Here is a 19,894-nt window from a genome sequence, read left to right as displayed (position 1 = left end):
GTACCACGATGAACGCGAACAAGACATCCAATGCAAGCACCGACCTGGTATGGGAAGCCGGGGCCGAGGGACTATTGGTGGCCCGCGGGGACTGGATCCTGGATAACGTCGAAGTGCTCAACCAAAGAGTCGATGCCCTTGCGGGGCGCGCCTCCAGGTTGGACGTCAGCGGTATCTCGCGACTGGATGCCTCGGGTGCGGTACTACTGGAACGCCTGTTCGCCCGCACCGGGCAGGATGCGGCGGCGGCCGGTCTGACCGACCAGTGGCGCAAACTGTTCGAGGCGGTTGATTCGGCGTGTGACGTCAAGCATGAGCCCGAACCGGAAACCGAACCGCAGTGGCGGCAGATCCTGGCGCAAATCGGCAGAACCACCGTCGAAGTCACGCAAAGCACACGTGAACTGCTCAATTTCATGGGCCTCACCATGCTGCGCCTCGGCCGAACTGTGGTGAGGCCGCAGCGGCTGCGGTTGACATCGACGGTCTACCACATAGAGCAGACCGGTCTGGATGCGGTGCCGCTATCGATCCTCCTCGCCGGCCTGGTCGGCGCGGTGGTCGCGTTTCTTGGCGCAACCGTGCTGCGAAACTTCGGCGCCGAGTTGTTCGTGATCGACCTGGTGACCTTTGCCTTCCTGCGAGAATTCGGCGTCTTGCTGACGGCCATCCTGCTGGCCGGCCGGACTGCGAGCGCCTTCTGCGCCCAGATTGGCATGATGAAGACCCGCGAAGAACTCGATGCCATCCGCACGTTGGGGCTCGATGAGATCGAGGTGCTGGTTCTGCCACGCCTCATCGCGTTGCTGATCACCCTGCCGTTGCTTGCGTTCATCGCCACCATTGCCGGCCTGGTCGGCGGACTGATGGTCTCGGTCTGGTCGCTGGATATCAACCTGACCCTGTTCCTGGATCGCGTGGGGCAGACGGTGGCCCTCAAACATTACTTGGTCGGCATGGTCAAGGCGCCGATGTTCGCCGTCATCATTGCCCTTATCGGCTGCCTTGAAGGGCTCCGGGTGAGTGGCACCGCCCAGTCCGTAGGCGAACACACCACCACCGCCGTGGTGCGCAGCCTGACTATGGTTATCGTCATCGACGCACTGGCCGCGGTCTACTTCATGGAAATCGGATGGTGAGCACGAACGATGACATGAGTGGCGAACCAGGCCCCGACGACCCAGTAATACGGATACGGGGTCTGGACAATCACTTTGGTTCGGACATCGTTCACCAGGGACTCGACCTGGACGTCCAACGCGGCGAGATCCTGGGCGTGGTTGGCGGATCGGGCAGTGGCAAATCGGTACTCATGCGCTCGATTCTCGGCCTGCTGCGTCCTACGGCGGGCACTATCGAGGTCTTTGGGCAGTCGTTGAATGATAACGCAGATGCACAACGGCTCATGTCCCGTCGCACCGGCGTGCTTTTTCAGGATGGAGCACTGTTTTCATCGCTAACCGTACTGGAGAACGTAGAGCTTCCGCTTAAAACCCATGTACCCGAACTCTCGAAGCAGTTGCGGCGCGACCTCGCCCGATCCAAGATCCAATTATCGGGACTGCCCGCGCCCACCAGCCCCAAGATGCCGTCGGATCTTTCCGGCGGCATGCGCAAGCGCGTGGCACTGGCACGCGCCTTGGCACTGGAACCCGAATTAATGTTTCTAGACGAACCAACCGCCGGACTGGATCCCATCGGTGCAGCAGAGTTCGACAACTTGCTGCGTACGCTGCAGCGAGCACTGGGGCTTACGGTGTTCCTGATCACCCATGATCTCGATACGCTCTATGCGATATGCGACCGCGTGGCGATCATTGCCGAGCGCAAGATTCTGGCGGTGGCGCCACTGCGTGAGATCGAACAGATCGATCACGAGTGGATCAGAGATTATTTTCACGGGCCACGCGCACGCGCCGCCCGGCATCAGCAGCAAGCGCCGGGCTGAGAGATACGGAATGGAAACGAAGGCCAACTATGTCATCATCGGTGCGTTCACGTTCGCAGTGGCCATAGGGGCAATGGTGTTCGGGCTGTTTGCCGCGCGCTACGCCACTGACAGCGCCTGGAATACTTACCAGATCCTGTTCAACGAGTCCGTCATCGGCCTGTCCGATGGTAGTCCGGTGCTGTACAACGGCGTCAACGTGGGACGCGTGACCGCACTGGACCTCAACCCGAAAGACGTGCGGGAAGTACTGGTCACGGTTGACATCGAGGCCGAGGTGCCCATTCGCCAGGACACCGTAGCCAGCATTCGGCTGACCGGCCTGACCGGTACTTCCGCCATCCAGCTCAGCGGTGGCAGCCCCGATAGTTCGCTGTTGCAAGCACACGACGGAGTTCCTCCGCGCATCCAGTCCATCTCATCACCGCTCAATCGCCTGCTGGCGTCTTCCGAACAAATTGTGATCACCGCCAACGAGGTACTCAACCAGCTCGACACGCTGCTCAGCGACCGCAATCTCAAGCACGTCGGCGCCACGCTGGCATCTCTGGAGCACATGAGCGGAGCGCTAGCCGATCCCGACGGCGCATTGAATCGGCTACTGAACAACACCTCGCTGGCCAGCGAATCGCTGCTCGTATTGCTGGCTCAACTCAGCGCAACGACCCAAAGGTTCGATGCACTCGTAGTGGACGTTGATAGGGGCCTAATCCAGGACCTGCCCGAACTCAAGGCCCGGCTGGGAAGCACGCTGGCCAATCTCGAATCCTTTTCAGTCCGTATCGATAACATCGTGGCGCACAATCAGGACGAACTCAGCCAACTGGGCGGAGTTGGCATGCGCCAGATGTCGGGCGGTCTCGAGGAAATACGCCGCCTGGTGCGCGATCTCTCGAGCCTGGTGCGCCGCATACAGAACGAACCGATGCGCTTCCTGCTTGACGGGGAACGACCGGCAGAGTACCCGTCCCGATGAAAAAACCACGCAACATTGCGCTGGCCGTCACGATACTGCTGCTCGCGACCAGCGCCTGCTCCATTCTTCCCGAAAGCGCGCCAGTGCAATTGCTGGACCCGCGACTGCCCGCGCCCTCGCCGTCCGGGCGAGACACATCCTGGACGCTGAACATCACGCGGCCCGACTCCGACCCCATCCGAGATTCGACGCGGGTGCTGGTGCGAACCGGCGAAGGTCAACTGCAGGCCCATGCCAGCGCCCGCTGGATCGCCGCGGGGCCCGAACTGTTGCGCACCCTACTCGTTCGCCACCTTCGCGATGCCGGAACAATCGCCCAGATCAACGCCAGCGCAGCCGGTATGGAGCGTACCCTGGTGCTGGACCTGCGTCGGTTCGAACTGGCCGAAACCGGTGAAGCTCGCCTGCAGGTGGAAATCGGCTTCGAGGCCCGCCTGTATGACAGCAGCACGGCCGACTTGATGGCGCGCGAACTCTTCGAGGGCCGGCAGCCGGTCAGCGCTGCGCAACCGGCCGCCATACTCCAAGGTTTCGAAGCCGTGCTCGGAGAGATCATTCCGGCGCTCGCCGACTGGCTGACCACCCGGGGCGGAACCCGGCGCGGCGCATTGCGAAATTTAGATTAAATGCCCAACCGGTCCGCTGGCAGGCGGCTTCATGTCGGCCACAGCCTTATCCCCCATGTCGCGAAACCGAGCGCCAACAACACACAGCCCCCGGTGGCGACGAGATAGAACGGACGCGGGGCCTCGACCAAGGCGTGACGCACTCCGATCCAGGCCCCGATGGCGGTGAGAAAGAAGCCGAATTCGCTGATCACGAGCCGCGTCAACAAGGGCAGTACACTCTGCCCTTCGGCGACCGGCTGGCTGCCAAGTATGACCACGGCCAGCAGGAACAGGCCCAGTCCGAGGGCGAGATAGGGCAGGTAGACGGTCTTCATGAGTGGGGTCTCATCCGGGATAATGGGGCTCTGTCGATGGTAATCGAAACCCGCACGAAGTAGAGATCCCGCGCGTTCTGGACCAGGAAAGGCGAGCGGGTGACGTAGAGCACATCGCCCATCGCCTCCTTCATCTTCTCCAGGGTGAGGGCCGTCTTGCCGCTGCCCGCCGAGCCGATGATCACCAGCGGCGGCGGTTGCCGGTACACCGCCTCTTGGTCGTCGTCGAAGGAGAGCACCGCCGCTAATGTCCTTCCGTCGGGATTTCCTCAGCCCCCGCGCTCGGCGCCCAGGGCGCCCTCCCGTCCACTGCGGGAGCGCCAGCGGCCACTAATGGCGCCCTCGCCAATCATTTCCAGGCGCCCAATCCCGCTGCTTCCGGGCTCCACGAACTCGTAGTCGAGCACCCCGTTCTCTACCCGGCCGCGCACCGTGCCGGCGATGCCGGCATAGCTGTAGCGTCCGTGCACCCGGTCGCCCTGCCGGAACAGGACGAGACTAACCTCTATACCGTCTTCCGGGCCGGATCCCATCCAGCCGGTGAAGAACCCGCTGAAGGGTCCATCCGGCAGGGGCTCCGGCGGTGGGCTGACCTCCCACACGTCACCCTTCCGGGAGGCAAGCATGTAGGGTCGTACGCTCTGGCCCTGGAGGCGCAAAAGCTGCTGGATATCAGGGTCGGCCAGGGTCTCACCCACCACGCGCAGGTCCGCCGCCAAGCTGCGGGCCTGCATGGTCCCGGCCGCAAAGCGTCCGGCGCGCTGCTCGATACCGTCGGCGAGGGCAAGGATGCGCCCGGCGGAGAGGGGGTGGGTCTTCCCCGCCACGTGGGTGCGCCAGGCATCGTCCCCGCCGAAGTCGCCCCGATGGGGCTCGATGTAGGCCGCATAGGTGAAAAAGAACAGCACTCCGAACGGCAGGTCACCCAGCCGGCTCATCAGGTCAAGCGCGAAATCGTCCGCCGCCGCCTCATTGGCCTGGGCCTGCTCTGGAGTCACGCCCTCGTAGCCCCGGTGGCCGAGGATCAGGTGGCCCATCTCGTGGGCGAGAACAAAGACCACCGCGGTGGAGAAGCACTGGCTGCGGACCCGCTCGACGGCCGGTTCGTCGGTGGCGTTATCCGGCACGCCCAGGGCCGGCAGGGGTTGGGGCATGGCGATGAGGCCGAGGTCCTGGGGGCGCCGGTACTTCAGCATGCCGAGGTAGTCGTGAAGGGTACTCTGGCTGTACCCGTTGGCCCACAGCCAGGCGGTGGCGACGCACAGATCGCTCAGGAAGCGCAGGGAACTCACCGGCATGACGATCTTGGGGCCGTCGGTACCGTAGGCTGAGTAGTAGCCGAACAGACCGTCACCCTCCATCCGCAAGGGGAATTGGATGCGGGCATTCTCGAGGGCGGCACGCTCCCGGGGGGTGATGCGGGGCAGCATCACTTCCCGGTAGTTGACCCCGAGGTCATCACGGTAATTTGGGAGGCGCTCGCTGAGTTCGGCGTCGCTGTAGCGGACTTGGGCCGCGGCCGTGGCGATGCATAACCCGAGCAGCACCGCCAGGAGGATCTGCCCACTGCGGCGCGAACTCAATGGTCGCCCTCCGGCAAAGCCTGGTAGAAGGCGGCCGCCTGGGCGGTGGCGGGATCGGCGGGAGGGGTGAGGCCGCCGGTGCGTTCAAGCCACTGACGGAAGGCCGTGGGACTGCCCCACACGGTCTCGTCCCAGACCGATTCCATCAACACCTGCTTGATGCGTGGCACCATGTACTCCGGGTCGTGAACCAGTTCGGAGTCCGGCCGCCCCGAAAGGCCCAAGGCGACTTGGTTCAGCCACTGCACCTCCTGAGCGACGACATTGCGCCGGCTGCCGGCGTCCTCGTGCCCTTGCCCTCCAGCAGGAGGATTCATGGCCCCGGCGCGGCGTTCCAGCACATCCCCCGCCGCGGCCAGGCGCGTTTCGGCGTACTCCAATGGGCGGCTGAGGCTCCAGACGACCACCACCGTCCCGAACAGGGCGAAGAACACCCCAGGACCGACGCGGGTCAGCTTGATGGTCATACCGCGCACCCCGGATAACTCCGCCTCCCCCTCCGCCGGAACGGGCACCTCCGAGAACAACCGAAAGCCGAGGTAACAGAGGAAGGCTCCGATGCCGAGGGCGACGAGTCGGGTCAGGGCACCGGCAGCAAGGGTGAGGGTCGATTCCATGGGGAAGCGTTCTGCGGTGGCCGCTTATCTGGCTTATATAGTTGGAATTGATCGGAAAAACCAGTATGGGATGGCTAAGGCGGCCGCCTCGACACCTCCGACTCGGGGGCTTTCACAGGGGGTGTTCCACGATGGGCTGGTGCTGTCATCACGCCGTCCCTTCAGCCGAGGCTCCATTCGTTGCGCACGATATCCGGCGAGGTCATCTGCCCCAGCGCCTCCCATATGGTGAGGTAGTGCCGCGGCAACACGTCCACACCCACCGACATCACGCTGGCGGTGCGATCGCCCCAGCGGTCGGGTGGTGAGACGCCGGCCTGCCGCGCCAGGTTGACAAAGGCGGTTTGTTTGGCACCGAGGTTGCCCGTGGTGCGGTTGACGTACTCATCGGGCAGGCCGATGGCGTGGCCGAATTCGTGCGCGGCGGGCGAGAAGCGGTTGCCCGTGTAGCCGGTCTCGAAGCCGCTGTCGGGAACGAGTTCCACCTTGCGGTTGGTGGCATCATTGGGCGCACCGACCGGACCCTGGGGATCCACGATCAAGGATTGCGGCACGCCGGTACGGCGCAGCTCTTCGGCGGTGGCCTCGGCGCGCTCGCGTGACAACCGGTCGTTGCGCGCGCGCGGGCCTTCGGCGCTGGCGAAGCCCCGCAGGATGAGGGGGATGGCCGGGTCGGAGGGGTTCTTGGCCTTCATGGCCTCTGCCAGGGCGGTGAGACGCGCACCGAAGGGCGGCTGGATATCGGAGCGATTATGGGAAAACAACACCGGCGAGGCGCCAGCGGCAGCGATGGCCCGTTCCAGGCGCCGGCGTTCCGAACGCGCCACGTCGCGACTGCGTTTGTCCTGTTCCTCGATGACATCATTCTCGTCCAACTCGCCTGTGCCCTGCCAGCCAGCAGTGCCGGGGTTGCGCGCCCTGAACGAAGAGGTGCGCTTGCCCGTAGCGCTGGACATCTTGAACACCGAGACGTTGAAGTGAGCGTCGCTGGCATCATTGACGATGTGTGGCGTCACATAGGGTACGGCGATGAAGGGCCAGCAGGGCTTGGTGGAACGGAAGGTGTGTTGGAACGACCATTGCTGCGACACCGTCTGTACATAGTCCCGTTCATACTGGCGCTTCTCGCCGTCGGTCCAGAAATAGACGCTGATGTCCTGCCCAGCCAGGACCATGGAGAACAGGGTCGGGATGTCCGGCGTGTCTTCGGCCTCGAGAAAGTTGAATTTCATCTTGACGATGGCCGACATCAGCGACATGAAGGGCCAATAATAAGCATCGAACTTGCCGTAGCCCGCCGCGGGGCGGAAGTCCGTTGCCGAAAGACTGCGCCGGCGAAAACGCTCTTTACGTTCTTCCTCTTCTTGCGTGGCACAGGCGTTGGGCCCGGTCGGCGCCGCTGCTTCGGCCTCAGGCACCCCGCCGGGCAACGGTACGCCGGCGTCAGTCTGTCCCACCCCTGCATCGGGCGCGCCGGCATCGGCTTCGGCCTCGCGCATATAGCGCGGCAAGCCCACGTCCGATTCATGCGTTTCATCAAGCGGTGCAGGGGTACGATAACTGCGCCCTTCGGTGTTTGATTCAAGTTGGCTATTCACTTCAACCCCTCCCCGAATGGAGCCGCTTAGTCCCCCTAATGCAGCGAAAGACCCAAGCCCCTTGAACTGATTTCCGATTCCAGCGCATCGCGCAATTGCCGTGTCGCCGCGCTCTTTGAAAAGTCCATTCCCTCGTTGGCAGCACGCGCAACGATCTCGCGAATCGTGTCATCAGACATATGATACAGTGGCCGTGCGCCCCGTACATCGGCCGCGGCGGTACCACCCCAGCGGACACCGCTGACATCGGCCCTTAAGCGTCCAAAGCCATGTGCTTCCACGTCGAAGAAGGCGTGTTCGAGCGGTGTGACCTCCATCAATGAACCGGGGCGGGACGCCTCGATAAGACGGCTGGCCTCGCCGGGGCTATCAAATCCCAATTCACGCAACCAACCGCCCACCCGTTGCGGTACTCCGTGGTGCTCCAGTTCCCAGGTCTGTCCGGCGCGATTACCAAAGGCATATTCCGGCGCCCGCCCACTGTCCCGCATACGGCGCAGTTCGTCATCGCTCAAGCCTGAAACGGGATCAGTGGTCACACCGGGACGGCGCGCCGCTCCTCCCCGTGCCCTGGCCTCTAATTCGAAGTGGGCACGGTTGCGCCAATATCGTCCCCGGGCCCTGTCGTAGGCGGGGTACGTTCCCTGGGTATTGGGCATATCGATGGGATCGCCGGGCTGCCAGCGACTATCCGGCAGGCCCTGGGGATGATGGTCATAGTCCCAACTACGACCGACCGTGCCGGCTTCATGGCGTTCGGCGCGGAGTGCCTGCAAATACTCATCCAGGTTACGCCCTTCGCCCAGGGCATGTGCCGCTCTGGCGGCGTCGGCACCTTCATCAACCGCCTCTCGCCCCAAGCGGCGCCGCAGACTGCCGATCAAACGCTCCGCCGCGTCGGGTGCAATACGCCTGACCGCGCGGGCGAATTCGGCGATACGTCGTGTCCGTAGCGCGCTCCGCGCCAAGGGTCGAATCGTCCGCACCAATGGGCCTACTTCCAACCCCAGCCCGACCACATCGACCACAACCCAAATCAACTCCGGCTCGTTGACTGAAATATCCCGCACTGCCGGATCCATGGCGACATTCTCCGCCGCTGACTCCATCATGTATCGACCGGCACTCTCACTGAGGAAATAGCCGCCCCATGCACCACCCACCAGTCCCGCCCCCAGTGGTCCGCCGATCAGGCCTGCAATAACCGTGGTCGTAATCGCCAACGCGGATTTAACCAGTTCCATAAAAGCGCTATCATGCAGTTGACGTTCGATATGCCTGGTTACGATCTCCACGTATTCCGGAATCGCAGCGATCCCCATGTCCGTTATCGCAATATCGATTACCTGCTGCATATTCCAGACTTTCATCTCATCTTCACGCACCGCCTCTTTGACGTCATGGATATTCTCGATGATCTCTTGCAGCGGTTCGGCGGTGAGCTGTGCCAACTGTTCGGGTGGTGCCGACGAAAAACGCCCGGGCTCATAACCTTCGGTTAGCAGTATGGGAAACGCCTGACCGAAACGTGCGCGCATTTGCTCATACTCTTGCTGCTGATTGCTCAGACGTTCTCGATACTCATCGATACGGGAAATAACATACATTATCGATGCTTCGCTAGGCGGTATGCCATACTCCTCGGCCGTTGTAGGCACGCCGGCCGGGACCGCGGATATGTACATGGAGGCGCGCTCTATCTCATATTGAGTCATTTGTATTTCATTGCGTCGCGCCGCCAGTTCACCATCCGCATCCAGCAGCCCGTCAATATCCGGGCTGCACACCAGTTCTGAATAGCGCTCCATTTCCGCGCGCGCCATTGCCTCGTTTTTATTCAACAACGCGATGGCCGCCTGCTTGGCACGCCGCAGCACCATCACCGGCATATGCTGCCTTATCAGTGTTTTGGCAACCATCTCATTGGCCAGCCCCAAGCGCTGACACTCGCTGTCGATTTCACTCTGGATACGCTGCATTAATTGCATATTGTGGGAAGTGAAACGCACTATCCCCATCCCGCGGCGCTCTTGATAAGCAAAGCGCCGCTCCATCGCTTCTTTTTGTTCGATCAAGCGATACAGTTCATAGGCATCCAAAATAGTGTCCAGGCTGGCCTGTTGTTGCGCTGAACGTTCCGGCAACTGGCTAAAGAAGGTCCCGACATTCGCCTCCCGACGGCGCGCCGGTGACACAACCGACGGCGCCTCGCCCGCTGCGTCTTCGGCTTCATCATCATTGGGATTGCGTTGCACCATGGCTCCCTGACCAGCTCCCTGCTGTACCACATGAGTGGCCTCATGGGCCATCAAGCCGAGTTCGTGCTCGCTTTGTCCATCGCCCAGGTAGACATGGGATTTATGGGTAAAGGCCTTGGCGTTAATGGCTTGCGCCGCCTGCCCGGCCTGGGTATCGGAATGAACCCGCACATGGCTCAGATCATGGCCCAGCACTCGGCCCACGCGTGCCTGAACCTCGGGGAGCAACGGCCGACCGCCAGCCGGCGACTCGATGGCCCGAGCCAGCTTGGCGGAGGTTACCGTCGAGGGACCGATCCCGGATTGGGAGTGTGGCGGCGCTGCCGCAACAGCCGCTGCGGATGAATATTGTAAATAGCGGGGTGTGTCGATATGAGTCTGAACGGCCTTTGGTCCCGACTGCAGCGCCTCGCCTTGCGGCATGCGCATCACCATGTCGGCCACCTGATTCGCTTCGTCCTCGTATTCGTCATCGGGGGGGCCGAGCGTGAGCTTGGCCTGAGCATAAGACGGGCTTGGCCGTGCGGGCTGGAACGATTCCTCATCTTGCGGCTGACTTGTAGTCGTGCCGACGCAGCACTTCGCCTGCAGCAGTTCCTCTTCATCCTGCTCTTCTGCTTCCACTCGGCACTGGATGGCTCGGGCCGTGTTCGTTCCCGGCGGCAGTGGCGAGGTCGAGCAAGTGCCGCCACCGAGGTACAGCGGCATACCCGCCGTGATCCCGGTCGCTGCTGTTTCAGCGGCCTGGGGCTCGGGCGTGGCCTGCTGGGTCGCCTTGGCGGACGACTCGTCCTCCTTGGATTGTACGGCGGCTTCCATGTTCAGCCCCGTTCAGCGCCGCGTCCGGCCGCCATCATTGCGGTGCGCCATGGCCTATTTACCCTTGCCCGGCGCCAGGGCGCTGATGCCGACCAGGGCCCCGATGGCCCCCAGCACGAACACGGCGGCCTCGCCCGAATAATCGATGCCGGCGCCGGCCGAGACCCGCGCCGGCCAGTCGATACCCACCGCGTAGGCAAGTGTCATGGTGAGCCCCGACCGATCGCCCGGATGGCGCGCGTTCACCAGCGCCACTATGAAGCGCCCGGCGAAGGCGGAGCGGGTACCGTCGAACGACAGCCCGGTGCTGTCACGCCCCCAGGTATCGAGCTTTCCTGGCTGTCGGGTGGCGGCCTCCAAGAGCGAAGGAAAGGCCGCATGGAAGCGGACGAACCCGTCGCCTAAACGGTGGCACATCACTCCACACGCTCCAGATATTTTCCATGGACCCAGCCCTGAATCTCACCGTGGTGGGGATCCATATTCAGGACATTGACGAAGCGCCAGACGTCCCCCTCCTCCAACACCTCCACCCGGGTGTCGGGCTGGAGCGGGCTGTCAGGCAGACGCTCGTATTCAATGCCCGCGCCGGTACGGATATTCAGCGCCGTTCGCGTGCGAAACACGGGGAAGTCGTCTTCTGCGCGCCCGAACAGCCGGGCACGAAAATTGGCCATCGGAAACGCCGGCCCCGGATCGGACTTTCTGCCGGGGGCGATCTCGTCGTGGCCTGCAATGCCGTGCAGGCCATACTTGCCGATGATCACCTGGCAGACCTCCATCGTCATCTCCAGCTGTTCCGAGGTATAGACATGCCATCCACAGGCCTCGGTCTCGTGGCGATGGCTTGCCAGCATGACCTCTTCCTCGGGATAGACTGCGCTGAACCAGGAACACCAACGATTTCCCTTGCGCTCGAGACGGCCGCCGTTGTCGAGTTCGATGCCAATGGAATGCCGATTCATGCCGCGCAGGCCTTCCCACTCACTGGCGCCGGCGTGCCACGCGACCCGATTGAAGGGCACCAGCTGGGTCACCTCCCCGTTTCTCGCGATCACCAGGTGCGCCGATGCCCGGGCGGCCCGGTTCCTCAGCCAGTTGATAGACCCCTGGGCGCTGCTGCCCGCGGTAAAATGGATCACCAGGTATTTGGGCTCCAATACCCCCCCTACGTTGGGCGACTGGGCGAAGGGGACGGCGTTCCCATCCATTTGCAATCGGTGTCTCAACACTCTCATCAGTTCACCTCCTCATCTCTTTTCATAACGCCGCAACTCCGCCGGAAACTGCCGCCCCAGCTTGCGATACTCACCGGCCAGGCCCAGCACCACGTCCTCAAACGCGATGGCGCGTCCAGCGGCATCGGCCGACACCGCCGCGCTCAATACGGCATTGCGGATATGACCACCGGCCAGGTCACTGGCCACGGCCAGCTGATTGATTTGTTTGACGCTCAGCTGCGGGGCCTGGCCCAGATGACTCTGCCACAGGGCGCGACGCTCCTGCGGATTGGGTAGGGGAAACTCGATGATCTTGTCCAGCCGGCGCGTGAAGGCGGCGTCGAAACGGTCGCGGCTGTTGCTGGTCAGCAGCACGATGCCGCGATAGAACTCGATGCGCTGCAGCAGGTAATTGGTCTGGGAATTCGCGAAGCGGTCGTTGGAGTCCTTGATGTCGGTGCGCTTGCCGAACAGTGAATCGGCCTCGTCGAAGAGCAGCACGATCTCGCTGTGCTCCGCGCGCGCCAACAGCGCGGCCAGGTTCTTTTCCGTTTCGCCGATATACTTGCTCACTACCCCGGCCAAATCGACGCGATACAGGGGCAGGCCCAGCTGAGTGGCCAGCCAGCTCACCGCCAGGGTCTTGCCGGTGCCCGAGGGTCCGGTCATCAGGCAGCGCACACCAGCCTGGTAACGCACCTTGATGGTCACACCCAGGGACGCATCCAGGTGTTCGCGGGCGCGGCAGCGGGCCAGCAGCTGCTGAAGTTCCTGGCGCACTGATTTCGACAACACCAGCGCCACATCCGGGATGTCGGCGTTGATTGCCTGGGCCAGACTACCCAGGGTGCCGGCCTCGGCATCCCAGGCGGCGCGCCGGATGTCGTTGATATCTGGACGTTCGCGCCGTTGCAGGCGCGCCTGCCGCTGCGCCAGGCGGGCCAGCTCGGCAATGCGACCGCTGGAGTGTATATGTTCCCTGGCCAGTCGCTGCGCCAGTGCATCCTGATCCAGATAGGCCAGCCACAACTGTTGTCGTTCATGCTGCGGCGGAGGAACCAGATTCCATTGCTGGATCGAACCGCGAGCGCTGTTCACCTGGCCGTCGGGCCCGGTCAATACCAATCGGGGCCCGTGATAGCCGGCCAGCTCAGGCACCCGGGCCTGGCCCTCCGCGCCCAGCACGTATTCGAATACCGGCAGGCGTTCATCCATGAGACAGGCCACACCCAGACCCTCCAGGGCCTCATTCGCCGTCCGGATGAACAAGGCGTCGCGCTGCATTTGCCCCGCCACCTCGACCGCCACCGCGCGCGCCTCTAGTTTGGACGCGGAGCGGATCACCAGGATACTGTCCTCATCGCGGGTCAGGGCCGCGGCCTGACGCGCCGCGGTCTTCACCGTGGATAAGGGTAGATGCATCTGTTCTTCATCGCAGATGTCGCCGCAGCCTGGCCACACCAAGGACTTGCCCCGCAACAGCAAGGCCAACCCCATGGGGATCTTCACGGTCTGTTCCGGCAAGGGCGCCTGTTGATTGAGCAGTTGCAAGGCGCCGCAGGTGATGGCGGCTCCCGCCAGCATGGTTCCGCTAATCCAGGCGTCCCTCGCCAGGGGCGCGAGGGCCGCCTCCAACATACCCAGGGCCGGCCGCGAGCCGCCCACCGGCGCCTGGATATGGGCCAACACCCGGCCCACCATGGGCTCCTCTTCAACCATCAGCGCCAGCACCAGGGCGATGACTTCGACCGAGGTGAGATTCAAGTGCCGCGCCAGTCGCACGATGTGTCGGTCCGCCGGGGCCGGATGGGCCAGTAACTCCGTCAACACTTGTCTCACGTCGGTGACGTCGCGCAAGGGATCGTAATGCTTGTAGAGATAGACCTGCTCCGCCCCCAGGGGCTCCACCTCGGGTTCGGCGAACAGCAGGCGGCCTACACAGGCCAGCGCCACATGGCGCAGCAACAGATTTGTGGGTTGGCTCCGGTGCAGGGACTCGCTCCCACTCCCTTGTGGGGTCCGGCTATACATGGCTCTATCCTTCATGGTCGTAGTGAAACTGCAGCACCCGGCCCAGCCACGGTGTCCAGCCCGGATCTGTATCCAGCGCCACACGGCGCAGCCGCAGTTCGGTCTGATTAATGTCGAAGTGCACGTCCCAGTGGGTGGCGGTAATCGATACCCGGCCGGGGCGGTTGAGCAGGCTGCCTAATGACAGCTGGCAGTAACGCCGCAGATAGGCCTCTGCGGTCAGCTGTATGGTATTGATCAGCGCATGGAGTGATGTGCTCGATACGTGCTTACCGCTAAGGCGTAACCACAGACGCGGGATAGGAATGTCCGCTAACGCGACATCGGATTGAGGCTCGAAGTCCTCGAACAGGGACCAAATCGGATCGTGCTTCTGGATTCCAAAACGTCTGGCCATGGACCATAGCAGCTGGCGTGCAAAATCGAGCTGTATCAGTCTCTGATCTTGCTGCAGCAGCTCGGCCAGGGCGAGGCGTTGCAGCAGCGGGACGACGAAGGCGAATCCGGCCTGGGAAGTGAAACGGGTGAGCGCGGCAGCTCCCTTGCCGCGGCCTTGCGGATGCCTTGCGGGATCGGGCCTTAAATCCCGCCCAGCGTCGACGCCCGCCGGGTATTGCCTGTGCCCGGTGGCGGGTGAGGACGGCGGATCCTGCACGGCCGCCGCCGAAGCACCGGGATCCGGCGGCGCTGAGCGAAGGATATTGCTGCGCTGATAATCCGCAGCCGCCGTTGTATTCTGGGCTTTTCCTAAAGCGGAATGAGGCGCGGGATCATCTCCCTGAACCGGGCGCCGACCATCAGATGCGTCCGCCATCCAGCGGACTAAATCCAGCCGCTGCAGACAATCCCGGCATTCCAGCCACGCCGGCCGATGCAACACCAATGCGTGCCAGGCCAGCCACTGGCTGCGCACATCCGCGTCACCCCATGTCTCGACCGCCAGCCTCAGGGCCTCGCGCCAGTCTGCATTCAACGGGGCTGGCTGGATGGCTTTCGGGCCATAGGCACGCGCCCCGTTATGCTTAACCGCCGCCACCGGCGACAGGCCTGCCCCATGTAACATGCGTCGCGCCAACGTGGGAGTGATGAAGGCGAGCAGGCGTGGCCAGGATCGCGCCTCCACAACGGCTTGGAGGACATGTGCGGGCGCCAATTCCTGTAACGCTGTCTGACGCGACGCCAGTAACAGCCATTCGATCGTCGCCGGCTGCAAGGAAAGGTCCTGACCGGGAAACAAACTGCGCCAATACCATTCGTTGACGGCCTTTCCATCCAGCAAGCGCGTCAACAGGGTCACATAGACTTGCACGGGATCGCTGAACCAGACCACCTCGGCGTCAGGACTGGACTGTTCGTCCACACAGACCGCAGCGGCGGCCAGGTGACGCAACAAGGCGGTGATTTTATGAGCCAACACAGTAAACGGCAGATTCGGGTGCAGGGTTCCCAGGTCCAGATGCCGCACCAACACGTCCGCGTGGAGCGGCACGCCGGGCAGGCTGGCGGTGCGCAGCGCCTCTTCCACGACATAGCGCGCCTGCAGCAGTTGGACATGCCCCCCACCCCTGAGGGTGAGCTTGCGGACCCGGCGTTCCGGCTGGCGCATGACGCCCTCCTACCCCGATCTATTAAAAAGCAAATGGGCTTGCCGGCATCTCAGAACACGGCGCTAAAACGTCATGCCAAGACGCTCGCCTATCTGCACCCGCGCCCCGGACTCGAATTGCGCGCTCTCCCCCAGCACCGTATGCACCTCCGCGCTCACCTGCCCCCCGGCGATGTCCGCCACCCTGCCGCGCACCAGGGTGGCGCCGCCGGACACCATGGAGACCGCCATACCCACCCTGACCCGCGTCAGGTCGGCGACCACCGTGACCAAGCTCCCCGGCCGCACCACGATGGGCGCCGGGATATAACCGGCGATCAGCTGGTTCACCGGGGCATGACTGGCGGACAGCAGGGCGATGCGGATCAGGTCACTGATCATGTGCTGGGCCTCGCTGTATCTGCTGAACACGCGGCCATAGAGCCAATCCACCAGGCGTTGCATGTCGTGGCGGTCGCTGAAATCCAGCTCGAAGAAGCGCGGCAGGCTGTAGAGATTGCGCAGACTCACCGGGCGGTCGAACTGGCTCAGGCGTTCGGCCCAGTCGAGGCGGATCCCGGCCGGTATTTCCGAGAACCTGACATACAGACAGGTGACCACCTTCGAGATCGTCTCCATCTCCTGAGCGGCACGCTGGCTCGCCCCCATACGACCGTGACTACCGTCGATGAGATCGCCCAGCGATACCACCTCGGGCACGCGCTTGATGGATTCCTGCCAGCCGAAACGCTGGAAGGCGGCCAGATCCAGCTGCGCCGTCTTCTTGCGTTCTATCCGGACCCGTTGCTGCGACTGGGTCAACGCGGCGCCCAGGCCCTGGAGCAGCCTGTCCGGCACCTGGAAATTCGTTTTCATGAACGGATGGATGCTGATACTGGATGTGGCACGCTGCTTCGCATTGGCCAGGGTCACATGGAGGTCGGCCAGGTGGCTCAGTTGCGGCAGGATCCAGTTGACCGCCACAAACCATTTCATGGGCGCGTCACGCACCACCTCCAGCATCGCGGCCACCGCCCCGGGCGTCTCCACTTCCGACAGATCGCATAGGGGCAGGGGCTGATGGGAAAGGTCCGGATTGAGGTAGTGCAGGGGTGCATCCAGGCGCGCATCAAGCGTGCGTGGCCGGCGGAACAGCAGGAACGGCACCTGGGTGGCCAGCAGCTTGTCGCGCTTCGCGTTCAGCGCGTCGATTCGCGCCTGCTCCTCGAACTTCAAGGCACGCGCCACCGAGACATCGTGACGCGCCTCGGCCAGTTCGTCAGCGATGGTCTTGAGACGTCGGTCGGCCTTGTTCAATTCGCCCCGGATCTCGGCCAAAGTATCCTTGCAGCGAGCGATGGCGCGGCGATAAGCCTGAACCCGCCCTTCGATCAGGCGCAACACCCCGACCACGTTTTCCAGCGCCTTGATGCCGGCATCGAAATAACCCGCCTCGTCGTCACGGCCTACCGGGTCATAGTTGCCCCTTATAACCCCGTCCAGGATGGAGTTGTCGGCACGCATGGCGGCGAAGGAGACCGGCTCGCCATCAGACGTCACCCCGGGCACGCTCAGATCGTCGATATTGATGTCGGTGTCCAGCAGTTCACCCAGCAACTCCCCTTTAACCGCCACCCCGGCCATGTAGGATACATTGGCGTTGGATTCCTCCAACCGCTCGCCCACGGTGGCGTGGTTGAAGTTCTGCACCATGCCGACGATGGGGTTCTGTTCGCCCACCTCGCGGGCGGTGGCAACATTAAACAGTGCAGCGCTGCTGCTCTCGGCCCGGAACAGGTTGGCCGCCTTCAGTTCCACGCCTTCCACACCGGCGATGCCGATGTTGCGGTTGCGCAGTGCCATGTCTCGCAGCACGGCGTTCTCCATTGACGCGCCGCCAAAGCCATCGGCGCCACTCAACTCTCCGGAAACGAGGGCATTCCCGCTGGCCACGTCAATATGACGCACGCCGGCGCTCGTGGCCTCCCCGCCGCCGGTGGGCACGGGCGTGACCGGGACATCGGTCCCACCGCCACCGCCATCGCCGCCATCGGTTCCGGGCGCCTGTTTGATACGCTGATAAAATTGCGACAGCTCAATCTTCGTCGCCACCGCCGACTCACCCTTGGCGATCTCGGCCAGCGCCGGCGAAGTGGCCAGCTTGGTCCCCACCTCATTGCCCAGCATGGACTGGCGCACACGATACATGTCGGCACGCAGGCGCAGGAAACCGAACTCGACGCGATCGTCGGCCTTATTGATCTTCTGCTGCAGAAGGTCGATGTAGGCCTCGAGGCCGATCTCGTCCAGCTGAGCCACCTCCCCATCGGAAAGAGGCGTGGTGGTATCGAGGTAACCACGCAGTTCCGCCAGCGTCTCGACCTGGTATTGCTCGTGACCGAAGGGCGGTTGGAGCTTGCCGGGAATCACCTCCCGCGTGCCGAAACGGTCCTCGGTGTCCAGCAGCTCGACACCGATGCTGAACGCTTCTTCCTGCAGGCTGCTGTTGTGGGCCTGGATGGCGAGCACGTTTTCACCGGTGAGCAGACGTCCCTTCAACTCACCCAATTCATAGAGGCGCTCTTGCAGCTCTTGGGATTGTGTCGCCGGGGCGTTATGCAAAGGCCGCGTCACATTGGCCGAACTGAGGGCGCGGCCGTTCAGCCAGGCGTAGAATCCGCCGCTGGTGGTGACGCTGAGGGTGTAACGATGCGCCTCTTCGATGGAGTCCAACCTAAATTGGTGACGGAAAAACACGGTCACGTAAGTGCCCGGCATGTCTGCCAGGGCAGTACCCAGACCGGGGGTGCCATAACCGATGCGGGTTATCCCCGGGGCCCAATCGGCATCGTCGAAGCCATTCTGGAACCAGTTGCTGGGGGGCGCGGTCTGACCCTTGAAATAGCGACAACTGTCGCCGCTTTTGACGAGTTGTTGTTCGAATTCGGCGGCCTGCTCCAGGGAATCGATGGCCATGGGGTCGTCGGTGGGATAAAGCAAGGGCCTGCCCTTGATGGCCTGAAACAGGGTCGAGGCCTTGTTGCGCACCACCAGGCGTCGTCCCAGCCAATGATTCCGCAGGGTGGTGTAACGGGCAATAGTCTGTTCGAAGATGGGATCGATCACCTCCACCACCAGCAACTTGGGATCGTAGTGCCGCTGCGGAACGGGCACCAGCACCTCGACATGATCGGGGGTGTTGAGATCATAGGGCAGCAGACTGGCGCTCTCCTCCATGGCCAGGTCCAGTTGCTCATAGGGGATGGCCAGGGCGCGCACGGCATAGGCGGGCGGAAAGAAGTGCTGCAACTGTTGGCGCGAGGCGACCGCCTCCTTGGGCAGCACCCCCGCCGGCGGCAGATAACGAAACTCGGCGCCGGCCTCTATATCCGCAGGCGCCAGGCCGGGGGTATTCATCAGCCAGCCCACCAGTTGCTCGTTGAACTGCTCGAAGCGCGCCTGCCACAAAAAGCGATTGCCCCCCGGCGTGATGGGCAGGTCGTCGCCCCTGGCCTCGCCGCCGCGACGAACCACGGCATTGCGATCCATAAATTCAAACGCCAGGGCATTATCCAGACCGATCAGAGCGATGGGCACGCCGACGGAAAGCCAGGGCAGGTATTCGCCCTCGCTTAAGGTCCGCTCATACTCGAATATGGCATAGGCGATGCGATTGCGGCGCCAGTATCCGACTACCGGCAAGGGCCCGAGTCGCACATCCCACGTATACAACACCAGGCGACAACCATCCAGCCACTGCCAGTTCTCGAAAGCCTCGTCGGTGGGATCGTAGTCGCAAGGATCACTCGAATCCGGCTGACCGAAGTGCTCCACCGCCACCGGCTGCAACAGCAGCACCATGGCCTGCGGCAGGGCCACGCCCGCGGCGCGCAATTCGCCCAGGGTATCCCCCAGCCGATAGGCGCCCTCGTCACCCTCGCCTGCCAGTAGGGAGGCCGGGGCATAGACGCGGATATCCTCCAGCATCAGCTGCCGATTGCGATTGATATGGACCATCTCGCCGCTGGCGGCGATGCCCATGCCGGCGGCGATCTCGATCACCACGCCGTCACCGCCCTGAGCCGCATCGGCTTCCAGTCCCGTCACCACGCCGGGAGAAACCGCCTGACCCAGCGTGGCCAGATGCCCGGCGCGGCTTTGCTGCTCCAGGCGCAGGGCGGTGTGGGTCAGGGCGCGGCCGGTGAAGTATTCCAGCCGCTGGCGCCAGTCGGCATCGGGGTAGCGCTCGATGGCGGGCTCGACCGCCAGCAGCTGTTCGCCGCGGACCGGATCATCGATGGGAAAGACCTTCATAT

Annotated in this window: 14 protein-coding genes and 1 pseudogene; 4 read left to right on the top strand and 11 right to left on the bottom strand. The window is 63.2% G+C overall.

What is annotated here, in order from left to right; all coding sequences use genetic code 11:
* Nucleotides 1–8: 8 nt before the first annotated feature.
* The 4 genes from U5S82_21185 to U5S82_21170 are packed head-to-tail and all read left to right on the top strand — an operon-like array spanning nt 9 to nt 3,550.
* Nucleotides 9–1,139, top strand: coding sequence for an ABC transporter permease (locus tag U5S82_21185; protein ID MDZ7754081.1), 1,131 nt, complete (start codon nt 9–11; stop codon nt 1,137–1,139).
* Entirely contained in the window at nt 1,133–1,948 is an 816-nt protein-coding gene (locus U5S82_21180) for an ATP-binding cassette domain-containing protein (GenBank protein ID MDZ7754080.1), read from the top strand. Before U5S82_21185 ends, U5S82_21180 begins: the two co-directional genes overlap by 7 nt.
* Before the next feature lie 10 nt (nt 1,949–1,958).
* Nucleotides 1,959–2,924: an MlaD family protein gene (locus U5S82_21175; protein ID MDZ7754079.1), complete on the top strand. Its 966-nt coding sequence runs from the start codon at nt 1,959–1,961 to the stop codon at nt 2,922–2,924.
* Nucleotides 2,921–3,550, top strand: a complete 630-nt coding sequence (locus tag U5S82_21170) for an ABC-type transport auxiliary lipoprotein family protein (GenBank protein ID MDZ7754078.1) — start codon at nt 2,921–2,923, stop codon at nt 3,548–3,550. The genes U5S82_21175 and U5S82_21170 overlap by 4 nt, the downstream gene beginning before the upstream one ends.
* A gap of 29 nt (nt 3,551–3,579) precedes the next feature.
* Here the strand turns inward: U5S82_21170 and U5S82_21165 are convergent, their stop codons facing one another.
* The 11 genes and pseudogenes from U5S82_21165 to U5S82_21115 all read right to left on the bottom strand — a co-directional run bounded on the left by U5S82_21165 (nt 3,580) and on the right by U5S82_21115 (nt 19,892).
* Nucleotides 3,580–3,867, bottom strand: a complete 288-nt coding sequence (locus U5S82_21165; protein ID MDZ7754077.1) for a hypothetical protein — start codon at nt 3,865–3,867, stop codon at nt 3,580–3,582.
* 56 nt (nt 3,868–3,923) lie between these two features.
* A pseudogene (locus U5S82_21160) lies at nt 3,924–4,103 on the bottom strand (hypothetical protein).
* A gap of 33 nt (nt 4,104–4,136) precedes the next feature.
* A complete protein-coding gene (locus U5S82_21155) occupies nt 4,137–5,450 on the bottom strand; it encodes a hypothetical protein (GenBank protein ID MDZ7754076.1) in 1,314 nt (437 codons plus the stop codon).
* Nucleotides 5,447–6,067 (bottom strand): hypothetical protein, encoded by a 621-nt coding sequence (locus tag U5S82_21150; GenBank protein MDZ7754075.1) that lies wholly within the window; start codon nt 6,065–6,067, stop codon nt 5,447–5,449. Before U5S82_21150 ends, U5S82_21155 begins: the two co-directional genes overlap by 4 nt.
* Before the next feature lie 161 nt (nt 6,068–6,228).
* On the bottom strand, nt 6,229–7,578 hold the full coding sequence (locus U5S82_21145; protein ID MDZ7754074.1) for an OmpA family protein: 1,350 nt from the start codon (nt 7,576–7,578) through the stop codon (nt 6,229–6,231).
* Nucleotides 7,579–7,700: 122 nt separating this feature from the next.
* Nucleotides 7,701–10,742: a DUF4157 domain-containing protein gene (locus tag U5S82_21140; protein MDZ7754073.1), complete on the bottom strand. Its 3,042-nt coding sequence runs from the start codon at nt 10,740–10,742 to the stop codon at nt 7,701–7,703.
* Nucleotides 10,743–10,796: 54 nt separating this feature from the next.
* The gene (locus U5S82_21135; GenBank protein MDZ7754072.1) at nt 10,797–11,159 is read right to left on the bottom strand and encodes a hypothetical protein; all 363 of its coding nucleotides are present in this window, start codon (nt 11,157–11,159) and stop codon (nt 10,797–10,799) included.
* Nucleotides 11,159–11,980: an N-acetylmuramoyl-L-alanine amidase gene (locus U5S82_21130; GenBank protein MDZ7754071.1), complete on the bottom strand. Its 822-nt coding sequence runs from the start codon at nt 11,978–11,980 to the stop codon at nt 11,159–11,161. Before U5S82_21130 ends, U5S82_21135 begins: the two co-directional genes overlap by 1 nt.
* Before the next feature lie 12 nt (nt 11,981–11,992).
* The gene (locus U5S82_21125; GenBank protein ID MDZ7754070.1) at nt 11,993–13,993 is read right to left on the bottom strand and encodes an ATP-binding protein; all 2,001 of its coding nucleotides are present in this window, start codon (nt 13,991–13,993) and stop codon (nt 11,993–11,995) included.
* A gap of 4 nt (nt 13,994–13,997) precedes the next feature.
* Nucleotides 13,998–15,599 (bottom strand): hypothetical protein, encoded by a 1,602-nt coding sequence (locus tag U5S82_21120; protein MDZ7754069.1) that lies wholly within the window; start codon nt 15,597–15,599, stop codon nt 13,998–14,000.
* A 63-nt stretch (nt 15,600–15,662) separates the two neighbouring features.
* Nucleotides 15,663–19,892 (bottom strand): hypothetical protein, encoded by a 4,230-nt coding sequence (locus U5S82_21115; GenBank protein MDZ7754068.1) that lies wholly within the window; start codon nt 19,890–19,892, stop codon nt 15,663–15,665.
* Nucleotides 19,893–19,894: the final 2 nt, after the last annotated feature.

Source organism: Gammaproteobacteria bacterium, from assembly GCA_034522055.1.
Taxonomy (GTDB): domain Bacteria; phylum Pseudomonadota; class Gammaproteobacteria; order JAABTG01; family JAABTG01; genus JAABTG01.
Note: the sequence above shows the minus strand (reverse complement) of the source record. Positions and strands in the feature narration are given on the sequence as shown.

Coding starts and splice junctions, on each gene's coding strand:
- U5S82_21185 (MDZ7754081.1), top strand. CDS start 9: ATGAACGCGAACAAGACATCCAATGCAAGCACCGACCTGGTATGGGAA.
- U5S82_21180 (MDZ7754080.1), top strand. CDS start 1,133: ATGGTGAGCACGAACGATGACATGAGTGGCGAACCAGGCCCCGACGAC.
- U5S82_21175 (MDZ7754079.1), top strand. CDS start 1,959: ATGGAAACGAAGGCCAACTATGTCATCATCGGTGCGTTCACGTTCGCA.
- U5S82_21170 (MDZ7754078.1), top strand. CDS start 2,921: ATGAAAAAACCACGCAACATTGCGCTGGCCGTCACGATACTGCTGCTC.
- U5S82_21165 (MDZ7754077.1), bottom strand. CDS start 3,867: ATGAAGACCGTCTACCTGCCCTATCTCGCCCTCGGACTGGGCCTGTTC.
- U5S82_21150 (MDZ7754075.1), bottom strand. CDS start 6,067: ATGGAATCGACCCTCACCCTTGCTGCCGGTGCCCTGACCCGACTCGTC.
- U5S82_21140 (MDZ7754073.1), bottom strand. CDS start 10,742: ATGGAAGCCGCCGTACAATCCAAGGAGGACGAGTCGTCCGCCAAGGCG.
- U5S82_21135 (MDZ7754072.1), bottom strand. CDS start 11,159: ATGTGCCACCGTTTAGGCGACGGGTTCGTCCGCTTCCATGCGGCCTTT.
- U5S82_21130 (MDZ7754071.1), bottom strand. CDS start 11,980: ATGAGAGTGTTGAGACACCGATTGCAAATGGATGGGAACGCCGTCCCC.
- U5S82_21125 (MDZ7754070.1), bottom strand. CDS start 13,993: ATGTATAGCCGGACCCCACAAGGGAGTGGGAGCGAGTCCCTGCACCGG.
- U5S82_21120 (MDZ7754069.1), bottom strand. CDS start 15,599: ATGCGCCAGCCGGAACGCCGGGTCCGCAAGCTCACCCTCAGGGGTGGG.
- U5S82_21115 (MDZ7754068.1), bottom strand. CDS start 19,892: ATGAAGGTCTTTCCCATCGATGATCCGGTCCGCGGCGAACAGCTGCTG.